General features: G+C 42.0%; 19 protein-coding genes. 10 read left to right on the top strand and 9 right to left on the bottom strand.

Annotation, left to right across the window (positions count from 1 at the left end):
• Positions 1–263: 263 nt before the first annotated feature.
• The gene (locus L3V77_RS07385) at positions 264–953 is read left to right on the top strand and encodes a hypothetical protein (protein ID WP_275136424.1); all 690 of its coding nucleotides are present in this window, start codon (positions 264–266) and stop codon (positions 951–953) included.
• A gap of 110 nt (positions 954–1,063) precedes the next feature.
• Positions 1,064–1,264, top strand: a complete 201-nt coding sequence (locus tag L3V77_RS07390) for a DUF4250 domain-containing protein (RefSeq protein ID WP_195703087.1) — start codon at positions 1,064–1,066, stop codon at positions 1,262–1,264.
• 49 nt (positions 1,265–1,313) lie between these two features.
• On the opposite strand, the gene L3V77_RS07395 is transcribed toward L3V77_RS07390, so the two are convergent.
• On the bottom strand, positions 1,314–2,225 hold the full coding sequence (locus L3V77_RS07395; RefSeq protein WP_275136425.1) for a LysR substrate-binding domain-containing protein: 912 nt from the start codon (positions 2,223–2,225) through the stop codon (positions 1,314–1,316).
• 186 nt (positions 2,226–2,411) lie between these two features.
• Positions 2,412–2,864 (bottom strand): META domain-containing protein, encoded by a 453-nt coding sequence (locus L3V77_RS07400; RefSeq protein ID WP_275136713.1) that lies wholly within the window; start codon positions 2,862–2,864, stop codon positions 2,412–2,414.
• 150 nt (positions 2,865–3,014) lie between these two features.
• Here L3V77_RS07400 and L3V77_RS07405 point away from each other — a divergent pair, with 150 nt between their 5' ends.
• Positions 3,015–3,272, top strand: coding sequence for a DUF1289 domain-containing protein (locus L3V77_RS07405; protein ID WP_275136426.1), 258 nt, complete (start codon positions 3,015–3,017; stop codon positions 3,270–3,272).
• Positions 3,273–3,340: 68 nt separating this feature from the next.
• On the opposite strand, the gene aguA is transcribed toward L3V77_RS07405, so the two are convergent.
• Positions 3,341–4,435, bottom strand: coding sequence for an agmatine deiminase (gene aguA / locus L3V77_RS07410; protein WP_275136427.1), 1,095 nt, complete (start codon positions 4,433–4,435; stop codon positions 3,341–3,343).
• A 15-nt stretch (positions 4,436–4,450) separates the two neighbouring features.
• Positions 4,451–5,875 (bottom strand): APC family permease, encoded by a 1,425-nt coding sequence (locus L3V77_RS07415; protein ID WP_275136428.1) that lies wholly within the window; start codon positions 5,873–5,875, stop codon positions 4,451–4,453.
• 288 nt (positions 5,876–6,163) lie between these two features.
• On the opposite strand from L3V77_RS07415, the gene arcC reads away from it, so the two are divergent.
• The 3 genes from arcC to argF all read left to right on the top strand — a co-directional run bounded on the left by arcC (position 6,164) and on the right by argF (position 9,097).
• On the top strand, positions 6,164–7,078 hold the full coding sequence (arcC, locus tag L3V77_RS07420) for a carbamate kinase (RefSeq protein WP_275136429.1): 915 nt from the start codon (positions 6,164–6,166) through the stop codon (positions 7,076–7,078).
• 25 nt (positions 7,079–7,103) lie between these two features.
• A complete protein-coding gene (locus L3V77_RS07425) occupies positions 7,104–7,706 on the top strand; it encodes a TetR/AcrR family transcriptional regulator (RefSeq protein WP_275136430.1) in 603 nt (200 codons plus the stop codon).
• A gap of 344 nt (positions 7,707–8,050) precedes the next feature.
• Complete coding sequence (gene argF / locus L3V77_RS07430; RefSeq protein ID WP_275136431.1) at positions 8,051–9,097, top strand: ornithine carbamoyltransferase; 1,047 nt, start codon at positions 8,051–8,053, stop codon at positions 9,095–9,097.
• A 57-nt stretch (positions 9,098–9,154) separates the two neighbouring features.
• On the opposite strand, the gene L3V77_RS07435 is transcribed toward argF, so the two are convergent.
• Together L3V77_RS07435 and L3V77_RS07440 are read right to left on the bottom strand one after the other, a co-directional pair.
• On the bottom strand, positions 9,155–9,880 hold the full coding sequence (locus tag L3V77_RS07435; protein WP_275136432.1) for an ABC transporter substrate-binding protein: 726 nt from the start codon (positions 9,878–9,880) through the stop codon (positions 9,155–9,157).
• A complete protein-coding gene (locus L3V77_RS07440) occupies positions 9,865–11,553 on the bottom strand; it encodes an ABC transporter substrate-binding protein (RefSeq protein WP_275136433.1) in 1,689 nt (562 codons plus the stop codon). The genes L3V77_RS07435 and L3V77_RS07440 overlap by 16 nt, the downstream gene beginning before the upstream one ends.
• Positions 11,554–11,870: 317 nt before the next feature.
• Here L3V77_RS07440 and L3V77_RS07445 point away from each other — a divergent pair, with 317 nt between their 5' ends.
• The 3 genes from L3V77_RS07445 to L3V77_RS07455 all read left to right on the top strand — a co-directional run bounded on the left by L3V77_RS07445 (position 11,871) and on the right by L3V77_RS07455 (position 13,716).
• Positions 11,871–12,317, top strand: a complete 447-nt coding sequence (locus tag L3V77_RS07445) for a DoxX family protein (RefSeq protein ID WP_275136434.1) — start codon at positions 11,871–11,873, stop codon at positions 12,315–12,317.
• Between the two features lie 219 nt (positions 12,318–12,536).
• Entirely contained in the window at positions 12,537–13,328 is a 792-nt protein-coding gene (locus tag L3V77_RS07450; protein ID WP_275136435.1) for a class III extradiol ring-cleavage dioxygenase, read from the top strand.
• Between the two features lie 166 nt (positions 13,329–13,494).
• On the top strand, positions 13,495–13,716 hold the full coding sequence (locus tag L3V77_RS07455) for a DUF1289 domain-containing protein (RefSeq protein ID WP_275136714.1): 222 nt from the start codon (positions 13,495–13,497) through the stop codon (positions 13,714–13,716).
• Positions 13,717–13,752: 36 nt separating this feature from the next.
• Here L3V77_RS07455 and L3V77_RS07460 read toward each other — a convergent pair whose 3' ends face one another.
• The 3 genes from L3V77_RS07460 to L3V77_RS07470 all read right to left on the bottom strand — a co-directional run bounded on the left by L3V77_RS07460 (position 13,753) and on the right by L3V77_RS07470 (position 21,372).
• Positions 13,753–18,663 carry a transporter substrate-binding domain-containing protein gene (locus tag L3V77_RS07460; RefSeq protein WP_275136436.1) on the bottom strand — a complete coding sequence of 1,637 codons (4,911 nt, stop codon included), beginning with the start codon at positions 18,661–18,663 and terminating at the stop codon, positions 13,753–13,755.
• 4 nt (positions 18,664–18,667) lie between these two features.
• Entirely contained in the window at positions 18,668–19,690 is a 1,023-nt protein-coding gene (locus tag L3V77_RS07465; RefSeq protein WP_275136437.1) for a two-component system response regulator, read from the bottom strand.
• A gap of 134 nt (positions 19,691–19,824) precedes the next feature.
• Positions 19,825–21,372 (bottom strand): methyl-accepting chemotaxis protein, encoded by a 1,548-nt coding sequence (locus tag L3V77_RS07470; RefSeq protein ID WP_275136438.1) that lies wholly within the window; start codon positions 21,370–21,372, stop codon positions 19,825–19,827.
• Between the two features lie 264 nt (positions 21,373–21,636).
• Here L3V77_RS07470 and L3V77_RS07475 point away from each other — a divergent pair, with 264 nt between their 5' ends.
• A complete protein-coding gene (locus tag L3V77_RS07475; RefSeq protein WP_275136439.1) occupies positions 21,637–22,191 on the top strand; it encodes a DUF4136 domain-containing protein in 555 nt (184 codons plus the stop codon).
• The last annotated feature ends 33 nt before the right edge of the window (positions 22,192–22,224 follow it).

Consider the following 22,224-nt stretch of genomic DNA (forward strand, 5'->3'; position numbering starts at 1 on the left):
TTGAGAATGCAATGGTTTTATGTTAACCGAAAAATAATCGGCGGATTATAGCAGAATTTAAAATGTTTGGTTGGTTGATTTTCGAACGGTTCAACTTGTGCTTTTAAGTATAGTTTAACCTATTGTTTATTTTTATAGTTCAATATACCGTTTGCCAAACCAGCTCTTTTCTCTATTGCGTACGACCTAATATGGCTTATGTTTGTGGATGGGAGCGATATCTATGTTAATATCCGCGGCTCTGTAAAATAGATGAATAAATCATGATTGAACCTTTATTGTCACTTTTCGCCCCAATGTTATTGGGTGCTCAGATTATACTTACTTTGGTACTCATTAAAGGTGAGATATGTCCAGGTCAAAGAGGACGTGTGCATAAACTACTACCCATAGTAGGTGTACTTTGGTTAGCGATTGCTTTTGTAAATCTAACCTCTTTGGTGGTTGCCGCGCCTATCTTCTATTTCTTTTCTAAAGTCCAGATTAAGAAAACGCGTGATAAAGGTCCAACGTGGGTACTTTACATCGCCGACGCATTAGCGCTGGTGTTTGTCATCAAACAATTATCTCTGTTCTCGTCGCTTTCTGCATCGATAGGTTGGGTCTGTTTTGTGAGTTTGCTTGGGGCTATATTCGCTAACCTATTACTGCTGATCGCACGATCTCGTTTAGATGCTTTCCATAAGGTTTTACCGGTCGTTGGTATTATTAGCGGAATAATTTTGGCGATTCTAGTTGCTCTGCAAGTGGTCGCTCTAAGTGACCACTTAATGTCCATGCTGCAAAGTAATGTATTACTGGGCTTGGCACTTTTGGTTGTGGGGTTGTTGATTTGGCCGTTACATATGATAACTCGTCAGTCTATTAGCAAAATTCAACTATCGATGGCCTTGATGGCTTTGCTCTTATCAGGTGTAGAGTTATACCCGTTATTTTTGTTATCTAGCGTTTAAACTGGTCAGATTTTTTCAACTAGGCGTTAATTTCTATGACCCACCTCTTGTCACAATTCGTCCTATCGTACTACGCTTAATTCTAGGTGATGGGGAATGGGAGTAGGGTGATGGATTTGAGTAAAGTTAACCATATAGACAGTAATATTCTGTTGGGGATTGTTAACGAGAAGTTGAGGTTGGAATGTGACAGTTTTGAAGATTTGGTCGTTATGTACGAGATGGATGTTCAAAACCTGATTGGTAAACTTGACGTCCTTGGCTATCAATATGACCCGCTCACGAATCAGTTTAAGTCCTATGAGCGATAGAGCCGACATGACGTTGTCAGAAAAGGGATAAACCTAGGTTTATCCTTTTTTATGGCATTTTAATCCCTTCAAGGTGGTTTTTACATTGCGATCTAGCGGTATTAAAAAAAGCTTGCAGGTACGCTTTGTCGTGTTCTGATTGACGAGTCGCGGCAAAGAGCCGTCGCCATAATCCATTACCTAAAGGCTTATTTGTGATTAATCCTTGTCTAGAAAACTCGTGAATGGCCCAATTAGGTATCGCCGCCACACCTAGGCCTGCGGAGACCATCTGAATAAGCATTAACGTATTATCTGCCTGTTTCCACTTGAGAGGGTCAACGCCCGCGGGTTGCATGAAATGTTTATACACATCTAAGCGAGATTTATGTACGGGGTAGGTGATAACGGTTTGATCAACAAAATCTTCAGGTTGAATGCTTTCTTTAGCGGCTAACAAGTGGTGGACTGAGGTCACTAAACACATTTCAAAATCGAATAATGGTTCGTAGTGTACGTCTGAACTCGGCACAATATCTGAGGTTATGACGAGGTCGAGTTCACCAGATAGCAGCGCTGGAATAGGTTCAAAATCAAACCCTGAAATAAAATCCAATCCTACGCTCGGCCAACTTAATTGATACTCCCGCAAGGCAGGCATTAACCACTGAAAGCAAGAGTGACAATCAATAGCCATATGTAAACGTCCATTTACATCTTCCTTCAAATTGGCAATTTTGCCTTCTGCAATCGCTATCTTATGTAGGATTTCATCGGCAAGTTGTAATAATATCTCGCCTTCAGCTGTGAATTTTACCGGACGAGTTTTACGCAAAAACAGCTGCCCTCCTAATCGAAGTTCGAGATCCTTAATCTGATGGGAGAGTGCTGACTGGGTTAAGTGTAATGACGTTGCGGTAGCAGTGAGTGACCCTGAGCCCCTCAAGGATACGAGAGTGCGTAAATGCTTAAGTTCTATCATGAGTTCTCTTCATATCATGTGGGATATCAATAATCGAACTCATAAACTAACGTAACTTCTTACTATTGTAAACGTCTAGACGGCTAAAATATCTGTTGATGTGTACATTCTTAGGGTAAATCAGCCGATCCTCCAAGAGCAAGATTCCCGTTATCTTAGTTAAAACGGGAATCTGCGTGGTTTTCGCTACTTCCAATCACTTAACTTGAACGTCAACGTATGGTTTTCGCTCGTTAGCGTCATTGTCTCTTTCGTTAATACCATCTTGTTCCACTCAGGCAGAGTTTGTGAGAGTACCATTTCGGTTCCCATCACATCGTTGACACACATCTTCATCGTCATGCCCATCTGTAGGATACGGAAATTGTTTCCGTCGAGCTCGCCTTGTCCAAAGAAGTTGTTACAGCCAGCATTCCCATTTGCTGTCATCTTCTCACCGATTTCCAGACGAGGAGCTTGCATGCTATCTGGCGTAATGACGGTTTTACCATCAATTTGAGTGAGCTCCCAATTATGGTGCTGTAGATCTTGAACAGAGATCGTTTTCGCCATGTTATTTTCATCTCCGGTACTTTGGCATGCAGTAAGTAATAGGGGTAATGTAACGACAGCAATCAGTTTTTTCATAACGGGCTCCAGCATAGGAAATTTTAATTATTTGAAGTATAGACCCAATATCGGGCTTGGTGTCAGGGAAAAGTAATGGATTAAAATAGAATGTAAATTGTTATCAAGGCGTTATGGAACTAATATAGAATTAGTAATAGTAAATAAGACGTTTTATCTTCTATGGAACAACTTGAATTTTTTACCGTACCTAGCCCATGTATTGGGGTGTGCTCAGTAGATGAGAAAGGCTATTGCAATGGCTGTATGCGTAAAAGAGACGAGCGCTTTAATTGGCAAAAGTTCACCCCTACACAACAACTTCACGTGATAAAGCTGTGCAAGCAAAGATACCGAAGAAAGGTCCTTCAAGGAAAGAAGAAGCCACAAGACTCAATAGATTTGCTCAGTCCACAGCGAGATCTATTTGATGAGGAATAAAAAGCCCCGCTCTATGTAATGACAGTGCGAGGCTCGTTGGTTATGTGATTATATCGTTACAAGCGACGTTATTTAATGGCTGGTATCTGTTGAGTAATACAGTGAATATTTCCCCCGCCCAGTAGAATTTCACGTGCGTTCACGCCCGTCACTTTGTAACCAGGATAGAGGTTGTTAAGAATAGCCTCAACCTCAGCATCCAGTGTTTTGTCTAGTAATGGGTAAATTATTTGGTCATTGGTCACCAAGTAATTAGCGTATGAACCCGCTAGTCTTTCTCCAGGTACTCGTTCCATCCCATCAGACATATCGACACCACTTGCCTCGTCTTCAGTGATATATAGTGGCCCTGGCATTGGGATTTTGTGAACGTTAAGTTTTCTTCCTTTTGCATCTTTTTGCGTGAGTAAGGCATCCAGTGCAGTACGAGACAATTCATACTGCGGGTCGGATTCATCGTCACACCATGTTAGTACGACTTCACCAGGACGAACCACGTGGATTAGATTATCTACGTGTCCATTGGTTTCATCATTAAACAAGCCCGATGGTATCCAGATGATCTTGTCGACAGACAAATGTTCGCAAAGTACATTTTCAATTTCTTCGCGTGATAAGTCAGGATTTCGACTTTCGTGCAGCAAACATTCTTCGGTGGTAAAGAGTGTTCCTTCACCGTCAACATGGATGGAGCCACCTTCTAAAACGATGGGCGCTCTATAACTGTCGTCCCCCAGTATTTCGCACACTTTCTGAGCGACAGCGTCGTCGTTATGCCAAGGATAATACAGGCCATCAACTAAACCACCCCACGCGTTAAAGTGCCAATCAATCCCGCGACGTTCGCCTTCATCATTAACCACATAAGATGGGCCTATATCTCGCATCCAAGCGTCGTCAGTACTCATTTCTACAAGCCTGACTTCCGCGGGTAACATACCGCGAGCATTCTCAAACTGAGTGGCACTCACAATCATAGTTACGGGTGTGGTTTGTGCAATGGCTTTTGCTACTTCAGCAAATGTCTTCTGCGCGGGTTTTCCGCCGTACCGCCAATTGTCTGTACGCTCAGGCCAAGCCATCCATATAGACTCTTGTGGTTCATGTTCACCTGGCATTCTAAAGCCATCGTTTCTTGGAATTGAATGAATTCTATTGCTCATGATCATATGTCCTAATTAATGGCTTTGAGAAAGAGTTTCAGCTGACTCTTTATTGACTTCGTCAACTTTCTTAGCGACGGCTAACTTCAACAAATACTCGCCGATAGCAACGGTAAGGAATACACCGATAAGAACTGGTGCGCTGTAAACCCAATCAACGCTGAGTGTGATTAAGTCTGGGAAAATGAAAAGCACGACGGCTTGAGCAATAACTAGAAAGCAGATGATGCTCAACACCCATTGCACGCCAATACCACCAGGCACTCGGAAAGGCCGCTCAGTTTCTGCATCGCTTACACGAAGTTTGAGGTAAGAAGGGAACATGAATAGATAAGGAAGTAAGAACACACAGCTAGAGAAGGCAAATACAGACCAAAACAGTTCATCGCTACCTTGGGCAAAGACTGCGTAGGCCAAGATAACAACCGTAGAGACAATCCCTGTGATGTTATTCGCACCGACAGGCGTGTCGTGTTTTTCAGACATCTTGCCAACGATCTCAGGAAGTTCACCTTCACTTGCGGCCTCTGCTGCTGCACGGCTAGCACCCATCGTCCATGTCACCATATTTCCGATGAAAGTCAGTAGTGCCATAATACCGATCGCATATACCATGAAGTGACCCATTGCGCTGTCACCAAATAGCTTGCGAAGTGTGTCGATGATGCCCGCTACGAGGCCAATATCTTCTACAGGCAATGCCAGTAAAATTCCCACGGTACCAAACACGTATAAGAATGCGGTAATTCCCGCGGCTAAGAAGATAGATTTAGGCATATCTCGAACATCTTTCATCTCTTTAGTCATCGTCGCAACAAGTTCGAAACCCATAAGGTTGAAGACGAGAGCAGGAAGGAAAGCGACGCCAGTGTCTAAACTTGGTAACATTGCAGAGAAAGAGAATTCGTTAGCAACCCCATTTTTAAGCGCATAGAAAAAGCCACCAAAACCAAGGACAGAGATAACAATAATTTTAAGAATGGCACCTGCGCTGGTCACCCACACGCCAACATCTACGGAGACATTGCAGACCCAAATAGTTAACCAAGTTAAGACGATACAGATAGCTATTTGCCAAACCATCGCCAATTCTGGATAAAATAATTCGGCGAACATTCCCGCAAACATGATGTAAACAGCAGGCATCCACAAGCCCACATTGATCCAGTAAAACCACGTTGTTCTTACGGCCCATTTATATCCAAATGCTTTTTTAACCCAATCGTAAATACCGCCATCTCCGGGATAAGTCGTGCCCAGTTCTGATGTTATAAGTCCGTAGGGGATGACAAAAACAACTAAGGTAACTAACCACCAACCGATAGCGCTTACACCTATTGACGCCGATGCAGTCAATGTATCGACGACAATAACGGCACATAAGCTAAATAAGGCGAGGCTACCGACCCCCATTTTGCCACCAGAACTTTGAGTATCCATTTTATTTCTCCGTTTTAATGTTTATTCATACGACTAATTTATTTAACGTGTGAATATGATTCAAATTTGACGTTATAAATATAGTGTCTTTATGCTTTATTAATTGTTAGGAGAATCACTTATCGGTGATACTTGAATATTTAGTAATAAAGTCGTGACGCTCAGCATAATTATTAGTTGGGTAATTGCCTTAGTCGATAAAATTGATTCTGATCAAGTTTATAGGATGGAAAAAAAAGATAAATTGAACGCATAAAATGAACAGTGTAGAACAAACCGGTGAATATTATGAATAATAAAAATCCTATTATAGTTGTTGCAGTGGGCGGAAACGCTTTATTGCAACGTGGCGAATTAATGAGCTACGAGAACCAAGTTAAGAACATTGATGTTGCAACAAGGGCATTAGCCAAACTGAGCGAAAGTTATAGAGTCGTAATCGTACATGGTAATGGTCCTCAAGTCGGTTTATTGGCATTGCAAAACCTAGCGTACACCGACGTGCCACCTTATCCATTAGATGTGTTAGGTGCAGAAACACAAGGGATGATCGGTTATCTTATGGCTCAGGGCCTACAAAAATATATGCCAAATGGAAAGGTGAGCACATTGTTGACGCAGATTGCAGTCGACAAAGATGATCCGGCATTTTCTGATCCAAGTAAGTTTATCGGCCCAGTCTACGACAAGAAGGTAGCCCAAGAAAAATCAGACGAGTATGGTTGGAGTATTAAGCCCGATGGTGATTACTGGCGTCGGGTCGTTCCATCGCCTTATCCTCAAAAAATTGTTGAGATTGATAGCATTCGCACACTATTAGATGCCGATCATACTGTAATATGCTGCGGTGGCGGAGGCTGTCCAATCATTGAAACCAACACGGGTGTTACTGGGGTTGAGGCGGTAATAGATAAAGACCTTTCCGCTGCAACGTTAGCCAAACAATTAAATGCAGAACATTTTTTAATTCTGACGGATGGTGAAAATGTTTGTATCGATTGGGGTAAATCAACAGAGGTCGCACTCTATGATGTTACTGTTGAAGAGTTGCAGAAATATACTTTTGCAGCGGGATCAATGGCGCCGAAGGTAGACGCATGTTGTGAATTTGCACAACAGACAAAAGGGACAGGACATATCGGTTCTTTACATAAAGCTTACGAGATAATGGATGGACAGTCGGGTACACACATTCGCCTCTAACGCTAACCATAAGGCTTAATTGGAAATGAAAAAAGAGTCTACAGAACAGAGGCTAGAAAGAATACATTCAGCGGCGATTGCTTTGGCATCAAAGCGCAGTGTTGATTCAATATCGATTTACGATGTCGCAAAAGAAGCCTCGATCGCTGCCTCTACTGTGTATCATCATTATCCAAATATTGAGTCGTTAATATGCGAGTTGATGAAAGGGATCTTTGAGGATTTCATCACGGTTTTGGACGAGTCTATTGTCGAAGATGAGATAGTTCATTGGTCTGATATTAATCGTATGATTGAACAAGGTTTTGTCAGTTATTATCGACAGTCGCCATTGGCGCAACATACGTTGCTAGGTCAGCATACCTATGCCTCCGTCCGTAATGAAGATGCGCAAAACGACTTGTTACTTGGAAGTAAAGTGGAGGCTATTTATCGTCGACATTTTGTCTTGCCAGAGCTACCGAAAGACGTGAATATCTTTGCTATCGCGCTGCAAGTAGCCGATAAAGTGTACTCACTTAACTATAGACAGATTGGTGAGATAGAGCCAGAAATGGCTCGAGAAGCACTGGTGATCACGGAAGCGTATTTAGGTGCGTATTTACCGAAGATATTACCAAAGCACTAAACGACAAAATCGTTCATTAAATAGTCAGGAATTTGAGTAATATCAAATGTCTGGCTATTTTTTTGCAAGATAGTCGCTATTAAAATCAAATATCGAAAATTAAATTCGTTTAAAATAATATATGTGATTCTTGTCATGCAATTTAAAGCCACTAGTCGCACCTTACCGATTAGTGATTCTAGTTTTAGAATTCGTTTATTTAATAGTGGATAATAAAATTATCGAAAATAATGAGTGAAGAATAAAATGTGAATATTTACACTCATTATATATTCAAGTAATACCTATTTAGTAACTTCTCATTTAATTAAATATCATTCAATGATTTAAAAAAGGATCCTGTAATGAAACTTCCATCTTCAAGTGCGACTGACTTAAATAAAACAAATATCGAACACATGGTTTCAATGAAAGACTTCTCAGTAAAAGAGATGGATAACATGATGGAACTGATGAGTTATTTAAAAGAAGCAAGAAAAGATAACGCAGTACCTCAGTTATTCAAAGGCAAATCTGTTGGTATGATTTTCGAAGCAGGCTCAACTCGTACTCGTGTTTCTTTTGAAGTTGCAGCAACATTATTGGGTGGTCATGCTCTGTTTTTATCTCCTAAAGATATTCATTTAGGGGGTAAAGAGTCGATTGATGATACATCACGCGTGTTATCTCGTATGTGTGACATTATCATGGCAAGAACCAACAGTCCGGAGACACTTGATGGGCTGATTAGAATGTCTACGGTTCCCGTCATTAATGGACTAGATACTCGTTTCCATCCAACTCAGATGTTAGCCGACTTATTCACAGTGAAAGAACACATTACGGATGGTCGCACATTATCAGATTTGACGTTAGCGTTCATGGGAGATGCGACTGATGTATGCCGTTCTTTGATGTTAACTTGCGCTAAATACGGTATGGGTTTCAAGCAAATCGGTCCTAAGAAATACCAAATGGAGCAAGAGTGGGTTGATCTAGCAGAAACGTACTGTAAAGAATCTGGTGGTCACATTGAAATTACTGATGATGTAGAAAGAATCAGTGATTGTGATGTTGTTTATGGCGACAGTTTTTATTGGGTCACTCAAATGGATGAGAAAGCGGAGCGATTAGCTGCATTTATGCCTGATTATGTTATTACGGAAGAGCTGATGGCGAAAGCTAAACCAGGGGCGATGCTATTGCATTGTTTGCCAGCAAACGATAAAGAAGAAGTGACTCGTGGTGCGCTTGAAAGTGAGTATTCTGTTGCATTTGATGAAGCGGAAAACCGTCTAACCGCTCAAATGGCGATTCTTGTGTACTTCTCACATAAAAATACTCAAGCGGTTAGCGAAGCAACTCGAATTGCTCACGAAGAGAAAATTACAGGCTTTTTAGCTGGATTATAGTCTTGTCGTTCGTATCGTTGAATTAACCCAAAAAGCAGCAATTTAATTGCTGCTTTTTTAATTATCTAAATGAAGAATTTTTTGCGCTTCGCCAGATTGATACATGCGTTTTAGTTTCGCTTCGAGTTCCGTAAGTTCTGATTCTGGTGTATCGATATTACAGGCCATAAAACTGATGCTGGTAAAGAAAATAAGTTCCGGCTCTAGAAGGCTAATGTCTGTTTTTTCAGCCAATAATTTTGCCGAGTTGGTGTCAGCAACCCACAGTTGGACTCGATTACTGTTCAACATTTGCAAACCGTGTTCTAGGCTTTTGGTTTCATACATAGAGAAATCACGTTCGTTCAAATAATTAGCGATACCAGTTCCTGCATAGGCAGCGAGAGTATAGGGTTTTGCGTCTACTAATGTGGTTAATTCAACCTCTGCATTAGGGGCGCTGTATAATGCATATCGATTAATGGCTACGGGTCCTATCCATCTGTATTTTGATTCTCGGTTTTGCGTTCGGTCAATCGGAAAGGTGCACGTATTTGATTTCTGGCTGGTTTCATAAAGTGCTCGTTTTATCGGTTTACTTTGCATCGAGTACTTGATGTTGCTCTTGGTAAATATTTTGTCGATTAAATCGACGGAAAATCCAGTAAAATGATAACGAGTATGAGCATGGTCGTCATTATGAAAATTGACTAATGGGGGCGAAGCAAACGTCAATATTCGAATATCCGCATAGGCTTGATAGGTCAAGAAATAGCCCAAAATGAAGGTTAGTATTTTTGCCATAACAATAGCGCTTCTTCGTAAGGGAGAGTAACTGGCTTATCATCAATTACTTTCTGTTTCCAGGGTGCACCATTTCGATTTATCCAGCGACTTTCTGACTGTTTATTTGCTATTTTTGGCTCACATTTCATATCTGTATTCGTGCCTATTATTGCCATTCTATCATCCATTTCTTTTGCTAGATCCGTCATCGCCTCTGTTACTGTGCGTTGATTCTTCAGCGCGGCACCAATATGTTGCCACCACGCGCTGGATAGAAAAGCATAGTCCGGTACGCTTAATCCTGTCGGTGTCCAAGAGTTTCTTGCGTTACTTTGATAAAACTCTAGTAGACCTCCCCATTCAGACGATCGGGACTTTAGGTAATTGGAGTCCAAATCGGATTGTCGTATGGGCGTAAAACCGACCAAAAATTTACTCATTGAAACGGTTTTTGAAGCAACAAATTGTGCGTAGAGCCACGCGGCTTGTGCTTTATTCTCTGGTGTTGAGTGTAAGAACGTCCAACCACTGATATCCTGATAACCGGATTTCATTCCCGGCTTCCAATACTTTCCTCTGGGAGACGGAGCAAGTCGCCATACAGGTTTACCTTCGTCATCGATGAGTTTTTTGTTTAGTAAGGTAGGGACAAAAGCGGTATACCAAAAAATTTGTTGAGCGGTATTCCCTTGCGCAAGGGTAATACTCGACGATGAGAAATTTTGCTTGATGGCTTCAGGTGGTGCGTAATCATGTAGCCAGTGTATATATTTCTCTACAGCATATATTGCCGCTGGGCTATTTAATGCCCCTCCTCGCGAAACCGATGCCCCAACCGGATGGCAGTTTTCTACTCTGATGCCCCAGTCCCCAACGAAGCTTGAGTTTTTATACGAAGTGTTATCTACTGGCTGGTCATTTACGCCCGCTAAACTTAGCCAGGAATCCGAGATTCGCCAGCCAAGTGATGGGTCATAGAGTCCATAGTCCATATGGCCCCAGACTGGTTCTCCGTCAACGTGTTTTACCTTATTGGTAAAGAAATCAGCAATATCTTCATACGCTGCCCAGTTTTGTGGAACCCCGAGTTGGTATCCGTAGATTTGTCGGAATTCATCCCGCAGATCTGGGCGTTCAAACCAATCCTTTCGATACCAATAAAGGTTTGCGAATTGTTGCGTCGGAAGTTGATATATTTCGTTATCAAGGCCTTTGACGCTCTCTATTCCAATAAAGTCTTTAATATCGAGTGTAGGTAACGTAATTGCTTGCCAATCTCCATCCATTTTTGCAGAGATAGAAATGGTTTTGTCGTACCGGTAGTGGGTCCCAATAAAATCGGCGTCATTAACGTATGAGTCGTACAGGTTGATACCAGTATCGAGTTGCAGCTGCATTTTCTTAACCAAGTCGTCTTCTTCGGTAATCTCGTGGACGACATGTATGCCTGTTATTTCGCTGAAGGCTTTAGCAAGTACATTGGATTCGTATGTGTGTATCGCAATGTTTTCAGATACCACTCTAATCGAAAGCCCATCAAATGGTTTGGCGGCATTAGATAGCCAGAACAGCTCATCGATTTGCTCTTTTTTTGAAAGAGTAGAATGTAAGAACTCTTTGTCCACCCAACGTTTAATCGTTTCGAGCTTTGTACTGTCAGCATGGGTTGGATGGCTTAACAGTAAAGTCAACGTTATAGCCAAGTAAGAGGGTCGAATCATCATAGTCCTTTAATTTGCGCGCAACTTAAACGTAGCCTATTTAAAGGCAATGTTTACGAATTCTTCTGAACACTTTGAGCTGAGTTGGATAAATTGTGTGATTTGAATAAAGGCTAAGCAATATAAACAGATACAAAGGGGTTGATAGCGTTGTTGATTGTGTCGACAGGGTATATAGACAACATATTGTTGATAATATTTAAATAAAGCAAGTATTTATAAACAAGCTTGTTTTGAGTAAATTATAGAGCATAAACAAACCACATTGAACGTAAAAGAGAACAACTATGAAAAACGAAATGATTGCAAAAGTATTATCATCAAAATCTGGTATTTCAACACTAATATTACGTGTGCCGCTTGGTCTTATTCTTGCCGCTCATGGCTCTCAAAAGCTGTTCAGTTGGTTTGGTGGTTACGGTCTTGAAGGGACGGGACAGTGGATGGCAAGTATCGGCTTTGAACCTGGATATGTAATGGCCTTACTGGCAGGCAGCGGAGAATTTTTTGGTGGTTTGGCGTTGTTATGTGGCTTTTTAACACGACCCGCTGCGTTAGTCGTTGCTTTTACTATGGCAATGGCGATGTCGGTTCATATTGGCAACGGGTTATTTGTTGCAAACAATGGATATGAGTATGCACTACTTCTTACCGTCGCGGCGTTATCACTGGTCTTTCAGGGGGCGGGTCGATATTCGATTGACCAACTATTACTCAATAAAATTGAGCAATAGTTGGTGGTTGAGTTACTAAACATTAAAAATGTATAGGTGATTGTGAGGTGGAGAAAGAACGCCGTCATCTCTATGTAGCTTAATTATGCCCTTGAACGAGCAGATAATCACCGGCTCGTACATTAAAGGGATACATGACCACATCTTTCAACGAGGTCAATACTTTCTCAAGGTTTTTTATCTTTGTGGACTAGTACCAACAGGACCTAAGGCTTTCACATGAAAAAATTTGCAAAAATGCCCGTCTTTTTTGTCTCTCATGGCTCTCCCATGATGGCCGTTGAGAAGTCAAAAACATCCGTTTTTTTGGAGAAGCTTGGTAAGACACTATCCGTACCCAAAGCAATTGTAGTGTTCTCAGCGCATCTGGATAGTGCGGATGAGATAATAATTACGAGTGGAAAAAAACCACAGACCGTTCATGATTTTTATGGCTTTCCACCTTCATTATATCAAGTAGATTATCCTGCACCGGGGGATCCGGTTCTTGCAGAAGCGATTTCGGCGAAGTTTAATCAAGTTGGTCTAGCCTCAACGTTAAGCGATAAACAAGGGTGGGATCACGGTGTTTGGATACCATTACGACTCATGTTCCCTGAAGCAAATGTTCCCGTTGTGCAAATATCAATAAACAGCAGAATAGGTGCCGCGAAGAATTTTGAATATGGAAATATCATTTCTGAGTTGCGTGAACAAGGCGTATTAATCGTGGGTTCTGGTGGCATAAGCCATAACCTAGCTGAACTCGTTAACCCGATTCCGACAAAAAACCGTACAGAAATGGTCGGTGAATTTACCCGTTGGGTACATGATAAATTGTTGAATAGAGACATCGATTCACTACTAAATTACGAACAAGAGGCACCATTTGCGCGCTTTAATCACCCCACTCAAGAGCATTTTTTGCCATTACTTGCGGCGTTAGGTAGCAGTGATCTTCAGGATGTTGAACGGTTGCATCAGGATATAGAAATGGATGTATTGGCAATGGATGCATACCTATTCAGTTGAATTAAGCTTATGGTTATCAACTCGAACAACGACGTTTGGTTGTTCATGGTGTTTGTATTCAATAAAATAGACGCTAGACTGGTTCACAACAGTTGAATTAGAAATCCATGGGCTAGACAATTGAAAACAACCGCTTTGACAGCAGAGAGGCAATATGAGTGATTCAATGCAAAAGAAGGATAGGTCTATTGAATCAGAACCCCCTTGTTCACCGTGCATTCGTCACTGTTGTTTAGATGGGGGAGACATCTGCTTGGGCTGCCATCGAAGTCTGTCTGAAATTATGCAATGGTCCGAATCCTCAAACGAATCAAAACGTCAAATCCTTAACCTAGCTAACGCCAGAGGGTTATCTCGAATTGAAAGCGATAAGTTAAGGTACAAATAAAATGTCGCCAATTTGTGAAGGGCAAAAATAACGTAGTTAGCCGTCATCTATATCATCCAGCATCTCATCGATGAACAAAAGGGCCTGTTCAAAATCATACCGTTCGAGCGATTTTCTGATATTTTCAGTTATCTCTGATTGAGCATTATTGCTTTGTATCGTTTGTTCTAACAATGTTATCGCCTCGCCATCATAGCTCAATACTTTTTCTTTGATTGCGAGCAAGTCTGAATATGCGATGGTTTTAGATGGACGCTCTATTGAATCACTCATGAACTGTGTATCGGACTTTAGGTAATTTTCTACCTCTACGGTTAACTGATACAGTTGGTCTGTCGCCTTTGTCATCGCGATAGATATCTCAGGTGTTTCTACTTGAATTGAGCATAAACTTTCAATGTTTTGCATTGTTTCTGCAAGTTGTTGACCTCCGATACTTGCAGACATGCTTTTCAACGTGTGTGCTGTGAGTTCTACGTTGGCGATGTCTCCCTCAGCATAGCTTTGCTCAATGACGCCAAGTTGACTAGGTGCCTGTTCGATAAACTTATTGATTAATCGGATGAGTAGCGTTTCATCGTTATCAGTGAAGATGTTAGCGGCACGAAGTGAAAATATATTCTGTTTAAGTGATGTTTCATTTTCTGGGTGAGGAGTAGACTCTGGTTCAATATAGTCAAACTCTAGCCATTTGCTTAAGGTCTGTGCAAGCGAGTTCACGTCAATGGGTTTCTCTATGAAACCGTCCATTCCTGCAAGACTGGCTCGTTCTTTCACATCAGATAAAACGTTGGCTGACATCGCAACAATAGGAATCTCTATGCCCGTTTTTCTTAACGAAGTGGTGGCTTGATAGCCGTCCATTATTGGCATCTGCAAATCCATGAGTATTAATGGGTACTCTTGTCGACCTGCCATATCAATCGATTGTTTGCCGTCATTGGCTATATCAACCTTAAGATTGATTTTGTCTAACATCGCTACCGCTAACTCCTGGTTGAATTCGTTATCCTCGACTAATAGAAGTTGCTGCCCTCTAAATTGAATCGCTTTTCTGTTTTCGTATTTTAATTTTGCATGTGCATCGATCTGTTCTTGACTGGCAAATGGCAGCATTAAGCAGAATGAAAACTGACTGCCCACCCCTTGTTCACTTGCTACTTTCATGCGGCTTCCCATTCCATGAAGTAGTTTTTGGCTGATGTTTAAGCCAAGTCCCGTCCCTCCATATTTTCGGGTCGTCGACGTGTCCGCCTGTGAAAAGGCGTCGAACAGGTTTTTGATGTTCGCTTCTGAGATGCCAATACCGCTGTCTGTCACGGAAACCGTCACGTTAGCCATATTTGTACTGCCTTCGGTCACTCGAGCGAATAGGGTAACGCTGCCGTGATCGGTAAATTTGACCGCGTTACTGACCAAATTCAATATCACTTGAAACAGTCTCAAGGGGTCACCAATGAGCAACCTTTCACAATCTTTGTCGTTTTCCAGACTAAAATCGATGCCTTTTTCTTGCGCTCTAATCTGCATCAGTTGTTCCACGTCTTCCATCGGTTTAGATAGAACAAAAGGGATTGATTCGAACTCAAGATGACCAGACTCTATTTTGGACAAATCTAATATATCGTTGATAATAGTGAGCAAGGACTGAGCTGAGTAGTGGACTTTTTCTATATAATCTTTTGCAACCTTGTTTTTGATCTCTGGGATAGCCAGATAAGACATTCCGATGATGGCATTCATCGGTGTTCGGATCTCGTGACTCATATTTGCAAGAAAGTCAGACTTTGCTTTGTTGGCACTGTCCGCTTCGATTTTTGCCTCTTCTAGTTGCTGGTTAAGCCTCTTTAGCTCAGAGATATCATACGCCCAGAATAGGGTCGCAGTTTCACCGTTTATGTCTAGTTGATAGTAACTGGCGAGTGCGGTGAAATGTTCACCATCCACTTTTATCAAGGGAATTTCGATGCTTTCTATTTTTCCGTTGGCAACGATCCGTTCATACATATCTTGGCGTGTCGTGGGATCTTGATAGATTTTAGTTACGTCGAAATCTACGATTTGTTCATCGTTTAGACGAAATAATCGTTTCGCTGTGTCATTAACGTAACTGATCCGATTGTTCATGATGACACTCGCGGCAATAGGTGAGGTATTGAGTATGGCGTAGAGCTGTTGTTGAGCCTTTTCGAGCTGTATCTTGGCTTCGTTCGCAATGGAAATTTGTTTCTTAAGTTGTCGGTTCCAAGCGAAAATGAGCAGCAGAATGAATATGGAGAACCCACCAATGGTATACACCAATTGATAGTTCACTCGTTCTATCGACTTCGGTGCGCTCCATTTTTTTTCGATCTGTTTGTGTTCAACTGCACTTATGGAACGAATTGCTTTATTCAGTATGGCTAACATCTCCGGTTTACTTCTTAGCACATGAAAGCTGGGTGTGACGTAATAATCTATTCGACTAACTATTTTCAAGTCGTCATAACCGAGTGTGTTGATCAGATAGTTGAGCACATGTAGTGTGTCTACCATACCGACTAATTCGTCGGTTTTAATCCTTTCTAACCCTTCTTCGGTATTACTTATTAATTGCCAATTTACGTTAGGAAAATCAGCCATGATAGAGGCGGTATTTGCTGCATTCTCTAACAATCCGATAGTCAGTCCATCAGCATTATCTAGTTCTAAATCCGCATTCTTTAGTTCGGAAGCAATCGCGAGCCGACTTGAAAAAAGAGGCTCAGTGTGGCGATAGTTTTCTTGTAAGGATGTATTTTCTATTGCAGCAGAGACGAGATCAACCAAACTATTATCGGCAAGAGCGACGGTTTCGCTCCAGCGACTTACTGGGGTGACATCGATATTAAGGCCTGTTTTGGTTTTAATGAGTTGGAGGTAGTCGTTGATCATTCCAGAGTACTCATCGTCGACACTTAGGTATTCGTATGGGAGGGCATTGGGGTCAATGCCAATATCGACTTGACGATTTTTGGTGAGCCAATCCCGCTCTTGTCTAGTGAGATTGAGCACTTCGCTACTTAAGCCATCGCTGTGATAGAGCTCAGAGATGTAATTGTATACCTCACCATCAATGTCAGTTAATGCGCCTAAGGAGGGGAAGTACGCATGGTCATTGAGCAGCTTCTTTACGTCGAAGTAAACCTTAATGTACCCTGCTTTTCTATCGCCATTTGTTGTTCGATAAAAGGCTTGTTGGGTGACAGAAGTGTGGTAGGACGTGTCGATGTTGTCGGTGGTTAATGTCATCTGGTTATTCTGTACTTGCCAAGTACTAAACGGAGGAAGCGACATATCACTGTACAGTTCTATATAGTCGGCTTCTGACGATAGGTCGAACAGGTTTAATATGGTGGTAAATTCGTCGATCTCCTTATCGACGATGAACATACCGGCGATATAAGCCAGTGTTTTTGCCTTTTTAATATGCTCTCGCAAGTCTTTTTTAAGGCTAAGAGAAATCAACGCCTGCAGTTCGGTGGTGTCATCTTTGAGGGTCTGAAATGCGGCGTCAAATTGGTCCCGTATCCCTTCGTCTCTAAACTCTATTGGGATCAAGAATTCGCTTGATAAGGCGTGGTGTAGAGTTAAGGTACTTGGATCGATTTTGCCGCTATGCATGATGAACCAATCGAGGATACGTTGCTCTATGATTAAGACATCAATAGCTTGGTCTCTGAGCTGCTCGACGGATTGGTCTATATCATGTTCAAATTGAAGCGTAGCTGTATTGAGTTGCCCCGTCATTTTTTCGACAGCGTATCGGCCGATTGATTTATCTTCGTAAACAGTGGCGGAAACATGCAGGGCCTGACCGTTTTTATTTAAGCTTAGCTGCCGAGCCGCTAATGTCACTGGAACGTACTTTAACTGTAATATGGATTGACTGTATATTCGTTTATCTATTTTTGAGTGTTCTAGTACGAGAGCAAAGTCGATGGAAGGTTTTTGTTTGACTATGTTTTGTCTTGCAGTACTTGGTAAGGCTTCCACCTTACCAAATTGATACCCCATTTCCATAAAGATACGTTGTATCAAAGAGTACTGTAAACCCATTGAAGTGCTATCCGAGTAAACGTAAGGTGCCAGCCCATAGCTCAGGACACCGGATAGGCTAGGTCGATAAGGTGACGGTGAAATCCATTTTTTTAATAATCTATTCTTTTCGGTATGGCTGAGTGTAGAAACGAAATGATCCACAACGGATATGAGTTCGGGGTTATTACGATTGATTAATGCGCCTGCTTCGCGTCGTCTCCATTTATTAATAGGGATAGTGACCGCCAACTCATTGACGTTGAAGCGTTTCGCGTGTTCCATCGCCGTTATTGGTTCGGCAATAAAAGCGTCGACCTCTCCCTTTTTTAATGCGCGAAGTGCATCAATGATGGTTTCAAATCTGACCGGATTAAAACGAACCGCAAGGTCGGGAATGCTTAAGAATGCGTCACTACCGTTTATAAACGCGAGTTTCTTGTTTTCTAGTTGTTGGATTTGGCTAGCGATGCCATGAGATTTTGATGAGATAATCGCCAACTGATAAGGCACTATTGGTTTTGATACAGTGAATGGCGCTCGTGATTCAGTGATGGCGCTTGAAAAGAGGTAAAGATCAGCATGGCCCATCTTTATCGCTTCACGCACTTCCAGTTTGGTGCTTACGACTAAAAATTTAACGTTGATGTTGTAGGCTTGTGCGAGCAAACGGCTGTAATCGTTGCTTAATCCTGATACTTGGTCATTTTCATCCAAGAAGGAATAGGGCGCGGCATCGGATAACACGACGACGGTTATTGATGGGTTCTGTTTTAGCCATTCTTTCTGTTGACTGGAAAGTGTATCGTATTGTTCGTTGGCACTAACTGTCGTACTGACAAGCAACAGAGTCATCGATAAACGGACGAGATAACGCCAAAAAGTTAGCATAGGTTTAGTCTTTAAATTGGGATTTAATGTCCAACATCTCATCGAGATGCTCTATAAACAAATCAACTATTTGCGGGTCAAAGTGTTTTCCTTTTTCTTCAGATAACAAGTTTACCGCTTTTTCAACTGGCCACGCTTCTTTGTATGGTCGTTCGGACGTGAGTGCATCGAAGACGTCTGCGACGGCCGCTATTCTGCCTGTCATTGGAATGGCCTGTTCTTTGATTCCGTTGGGGTAACCGCTGCCATCCCATTTTTCATGGTGGTGTTGGGCGACATCTCTTGCTACAGACATTAATGTAGAGTCATTGTAATGGCCGAGAATGTTTACGCCGAGATCAACATGGGTTTGCATAATAGCCCACTCTTCTTTATCCAATTTTCCCGGTTTGAGCAACACTCTGTCAGGGATGCCGATTTTCCCAATATCATGCATTGGAGCGGCGTCACGTAATATGTCGGCTTCTTCTTGATTCAACCCGACAGCAAGTGCTAATACGTGACAGTAATGACTCATGCGCATTACATGCATGCCGGTCTCATTGTCTTTGTATTCTGCTGCTCTGCCTAAACTGTGGATGGTTTCCAGCTTGCCTTGATTTATCTCTTTGGTCTGTTCTAAAACCTTTTCATATAGCGACCTTTTTTGGTCATATAACGCAAGTTGAGTTTTAATCCTTTGCAGTGCAATAGCGGGCGTTATTGGCTTTGTTAAATAATCGACTGCGCCTAGCTCTAAGCCTTTTATCTCGTCTTCTGGGGATATTTTGGCCGTGACAAATATGATGGGTATTTGAGCGGTGGCTGGACTAGCTTTGAGACGCTCGCACACTTGGTAACCATCCATTTCTGGCATCATTATATCGAGCAAAATAATATCTGGTTGGGGCTGCATTTGAGCGAGCTTTATGGCAAGAGGTCCATTAATGGCTATGCGTGTTTGATAGTGTTGGTTCAGTACGCCGATTAATACATCTAAATTTCCGGGTGTATCATCTACCAAAAGTACAATAGGTTTCTCTGTCATTGTTTATTCCCATACAGAATCTGCGATAAGTGACGGTACAATGCTATTCATTTTATTTTCTATGTTAATAAAATGAATAGCATAAGCATATAACCAGAGAGGATAATCGCAAGGTGAAGCGGTGATAATTTTCTTTATAATAAGGGATGATAGCCTAACCTTACTGATCCCCAATGTTGTCCGTTGACTAGTATAGGCACCGATAAATCATGCATGACTTCTCCGGTGTCTCTTTTATAGGTTTGAAGCAACATGGTTTTGGTATGTCCTCCACAGCGTATACCGACTCGATCATTAAAGAGTCTTTTTGTCCGATTTTTTAGCATGTCGATTTCAGGATCTCCTGTTAACGGTTCGCAAAATTGATTGTTATGAGTTGGCACGTAACCTTTGTTGTCATTTGCGATGGCATAAACCAAGCGGTCATGCTCGGCAAGAATAGGCTCTTGCAGTGCCGGAAGTAAATTGTCGCAATAACGGTCATATTGGGAGTGATATTTATTAGGATTCGTGCCAGCGATTAGCTTGTACTGTCGGTCAAACAGCGCCGCCAAAGAGATCGTCCCTGACGCGACATCCTTTTCAAATGCGGAAGAAATATCTTGGGCGAGTTTTTCCGCCAGTTTGTATATAGGCCAATGTACGCTTTGTTGATAATGTTCTACTAATACGGCGTTACTATGTTCAGCCATCTCCATGAGTTTCTGTGCTTCAGCTTGAAGCTTTAGTAGTTGTTCATCGCTTTCCAGTAACTCACCCTGAACAAAATTTATTGCCGTTGAGATTTGGTGGATACCTTCTTCGTTGGACTCGACGCCTGAGGTAATATCGGAGACTTGGTTTTCAACATTATGTGCCAGCGAGGCGATGGTTGACAATTGACCTTCAACCTTTTGTAAACTCAACGAACCGGCGCTTACTTTGTTTGATAAGCTTTGAATGGAACTCGTCACCTTATGGGTCTCGGTAAGCACTTGGCTTACAATTTTGGATACCTCATCGGTGCTCTTTGAGGTTCGTTCCGCTAACCCTCGCACTTCGTCAGCGACGACAGCAAAGCCACGACCATATTCGCCTGCCCGAGCGGCCTCAATGGCGGCGTTAAGTGCGAGTAAATTGGTTTGAGAGGCAATATCTTCAATGACCTGAGCTACTTTTTTAATTCGTTTTACTTGCTCATCTAGTAGAGCGACTTTGTCTACTGAGGTAGTGGTTTCATTGACTATCTCACCCATTTCTTTAAGCGTTGAGTTGAGTTCTGTTAGACCAGCGCTGCTGTGTTGGTGCATCTCTTGAGCCGCTAACAGTGTTTGTTGGGCTGACGATGATGTTGTTTTGATGGTCGACGCGATGGACCCAGATGAATGGGTGATCTGTTCGATAGAAGAGACTTGAGCGCTGACTTTATCTTTAAGTAAATCAATTGCAAAAGAGACTTCGGCCGCACCAACCGCTTTGTAGTTCATCTCAGAGGCGATAAGAGGGGCAATTGAATCCACGGCTTTCTCGTGTGTCGTTGAGCCAGTGTCTGAGGGTTTAGTCATCCGTACCAGTATTGTTGTGATAAGAAGAGCAAACCAGATCAACATCGCTGAGGTGATTCCGAAAAGATACAAACTGATAAGTGAAACAATGAGCCATAATAGGCTAGGTATCCATTTATATAGAACATTGATTGACATAGATTATTCTCTAAAGATGATTTGGTTGATAATTGTCGGCTTCTTACTTTTTCTGCCTACTGATTATTTTTCTTAGTAATGATGAGTTTGGTTGATTTCACCTAACCCTCAATTATGCTTTGGTCTAGGTGTGACCCATAACGATGTAATTGAAGGAAAAACTGGTTTATCGCTATCATTTTGAACAAATGTTGACTATTGTCAGCTGAATAAGTTGGGGCTATCGGGTGCCAATTGCCGTTGATTTTATGGAGTGGGGCTTAAGTGAGAAGGTTATTTGTTGGTGTCATATGCCTGTTTTTAATGTCTTGCGTTCAAACGACTCAAGATGAGGTACAGCCTGAATACGGTGTAATTGTTGTCGGTCAACCTTCCTATTTTTCTAATGTAAAAACGTTTTCTTGGCATCCTGTTGCCGCTAAGGCTTTTTTGGATAGCAATAACATTGGACGAAAAGCGTTACGTGTATATAAGGAAGCAATAGAGAACGATTTGATGGATAAAGGGTATCAGTACATTAATACACCCAATACAGATGTGGTTGTTAGTTTTGGTCTTGCGCAAGAATCCCAGTTAAGCGATGAAACCTTATACCGAGGGACATCGCTATCCACTGGCGTTGATACCTTTTATTACGATAACAAAGAAGCGGATAAAGGTTCAGTGTATATTGTCTTCTTTGGAAGAAACCTGAATATGCCTGATTGGCGAGTGCTTGCCCAAGGAGCGATGGCACCGAAATTTAACGATGAAGAGAGAGTGGATCGCGCAAGGCAAGTCGTATCAATGATGCTACGAAAAGTGCCTAACGCGAACTGAGCTTCTTGATGTAAGGGCCCTTAAACGGCCGCT

Origin of the sequence: Vibrio sp. DW001 (genome assembly GCF_029016285.1) — a bacterium.
Taxonomy (GTDB): domain Bacteria; phylum Pseudomonadota; class Gammaproteobacteria; order Enterobacterales; family Vibrionaceae; genus Vibrio.

Coding starts and splice junctions, on each gene's coding strand:
- L3V77_RS07385 (WP_275136424.1), top strand. CDS start 264: ATGATTGAACCTTTATTGTCACTTTTCGCCCCAATGTTATTGGGTGCT.
- L3V77_RS07390 (WP_195703087.1), top strand. CDS start 1,064: ATGGATTTGAGTAAAGTTAACCATATAGACAGTAATATTCTGTTGGGG.
- L3V77_RS07395 (WP_275136425.1), bottom strand. CDS start 2,225: ATGATAGAACTTAAGCATTTACGCACTCTCGTATCCTTGAGGGGCTCA.
- L3V77_RS07405 (WP_275136426.1), top strand. CDS start 3,015: ATGGAACAACTTGAATTTTTTACCGTACCTAGCCCATGTATTGGGGTG.
- aguA (WP_275136427.1), bottom strand. CDS start 4,435: ATGAGCAATAGAATTCATTCAATTCCAAGAAACGATGGCTTTAGAATG.
- L3V77_RS07415 (WP_275136428.1), bottom strand. CDS start 5,875: ATGGATACTCAAAGTTCTGGTGGCAAAATGGGGGTCGGTAGCCTCGCC.
- arcC (WP_275136429.1), top strand. CDS start 6,164: ATGAATAATAAAAATCCTATTATAGTTGTTGCAGTGGGCGGAAACGCT.
- L3V77_RS07425 (WP_275136430.1), top strand. CDS start 7,104: ATGAAAAAAGAGTCTACAGAACAGAGGCTAGAAAGAATACATTCAGCG.
- argF (WP_275136431.1), top strand. CDS start 8,051: ATGAAACTTCCATCTTCAAGTGCGACTGACTTAAATAAAACAAATATC.
- L3V77_RS07435 (WP_275136432.1), bottom strand. CDS start 9,880: ATGGCAAAAATACTAACCTTCATTTTGGGCTATTTCTTGACCTATCAA.
- L3V77_RS07445 (WP_275136434.1), top strand. CDS start 11,871: ATGAAAAACGAAATGATTGCAAAAGTATTATCATCAAAATCTGGTATT.
- L3V77_RS07450 (WP_275136435.1), top strand. CDS start 12,537: ATGAAAAAATTTGCAAAAATGCCCGTCTTTTTTGTCTCTCATGGCTCT.
- L3V77_RS07455 (WP_275136714.1), top strand. CDS start 13,495: ATGCAAAAGAAGGATAGGTCTATTGAATCAGAACCCCCTTGTTCACCG.
- L3V77_RS07460 (WP_275136436.1), bottom strand. CDS start 18,663: ATGCTAACTTTTTGGCGTTATCTCGTCCGTTTATCGATGACTCTGTTG.
- L3V77_RS07465 (WP_275136437.1), bottom strand. CDS start 19,690: ATGACAGAGAAACCTATTGTACTTTTGGTAGATGATACACCCGGAAAT.
- L3V77_RS07470 (WP_275136438.1), bottom strand. CDS start 21,372: ATGTCAATCAATGTTCTATATAAATGGATACCTAGCCTATTATGGCTC.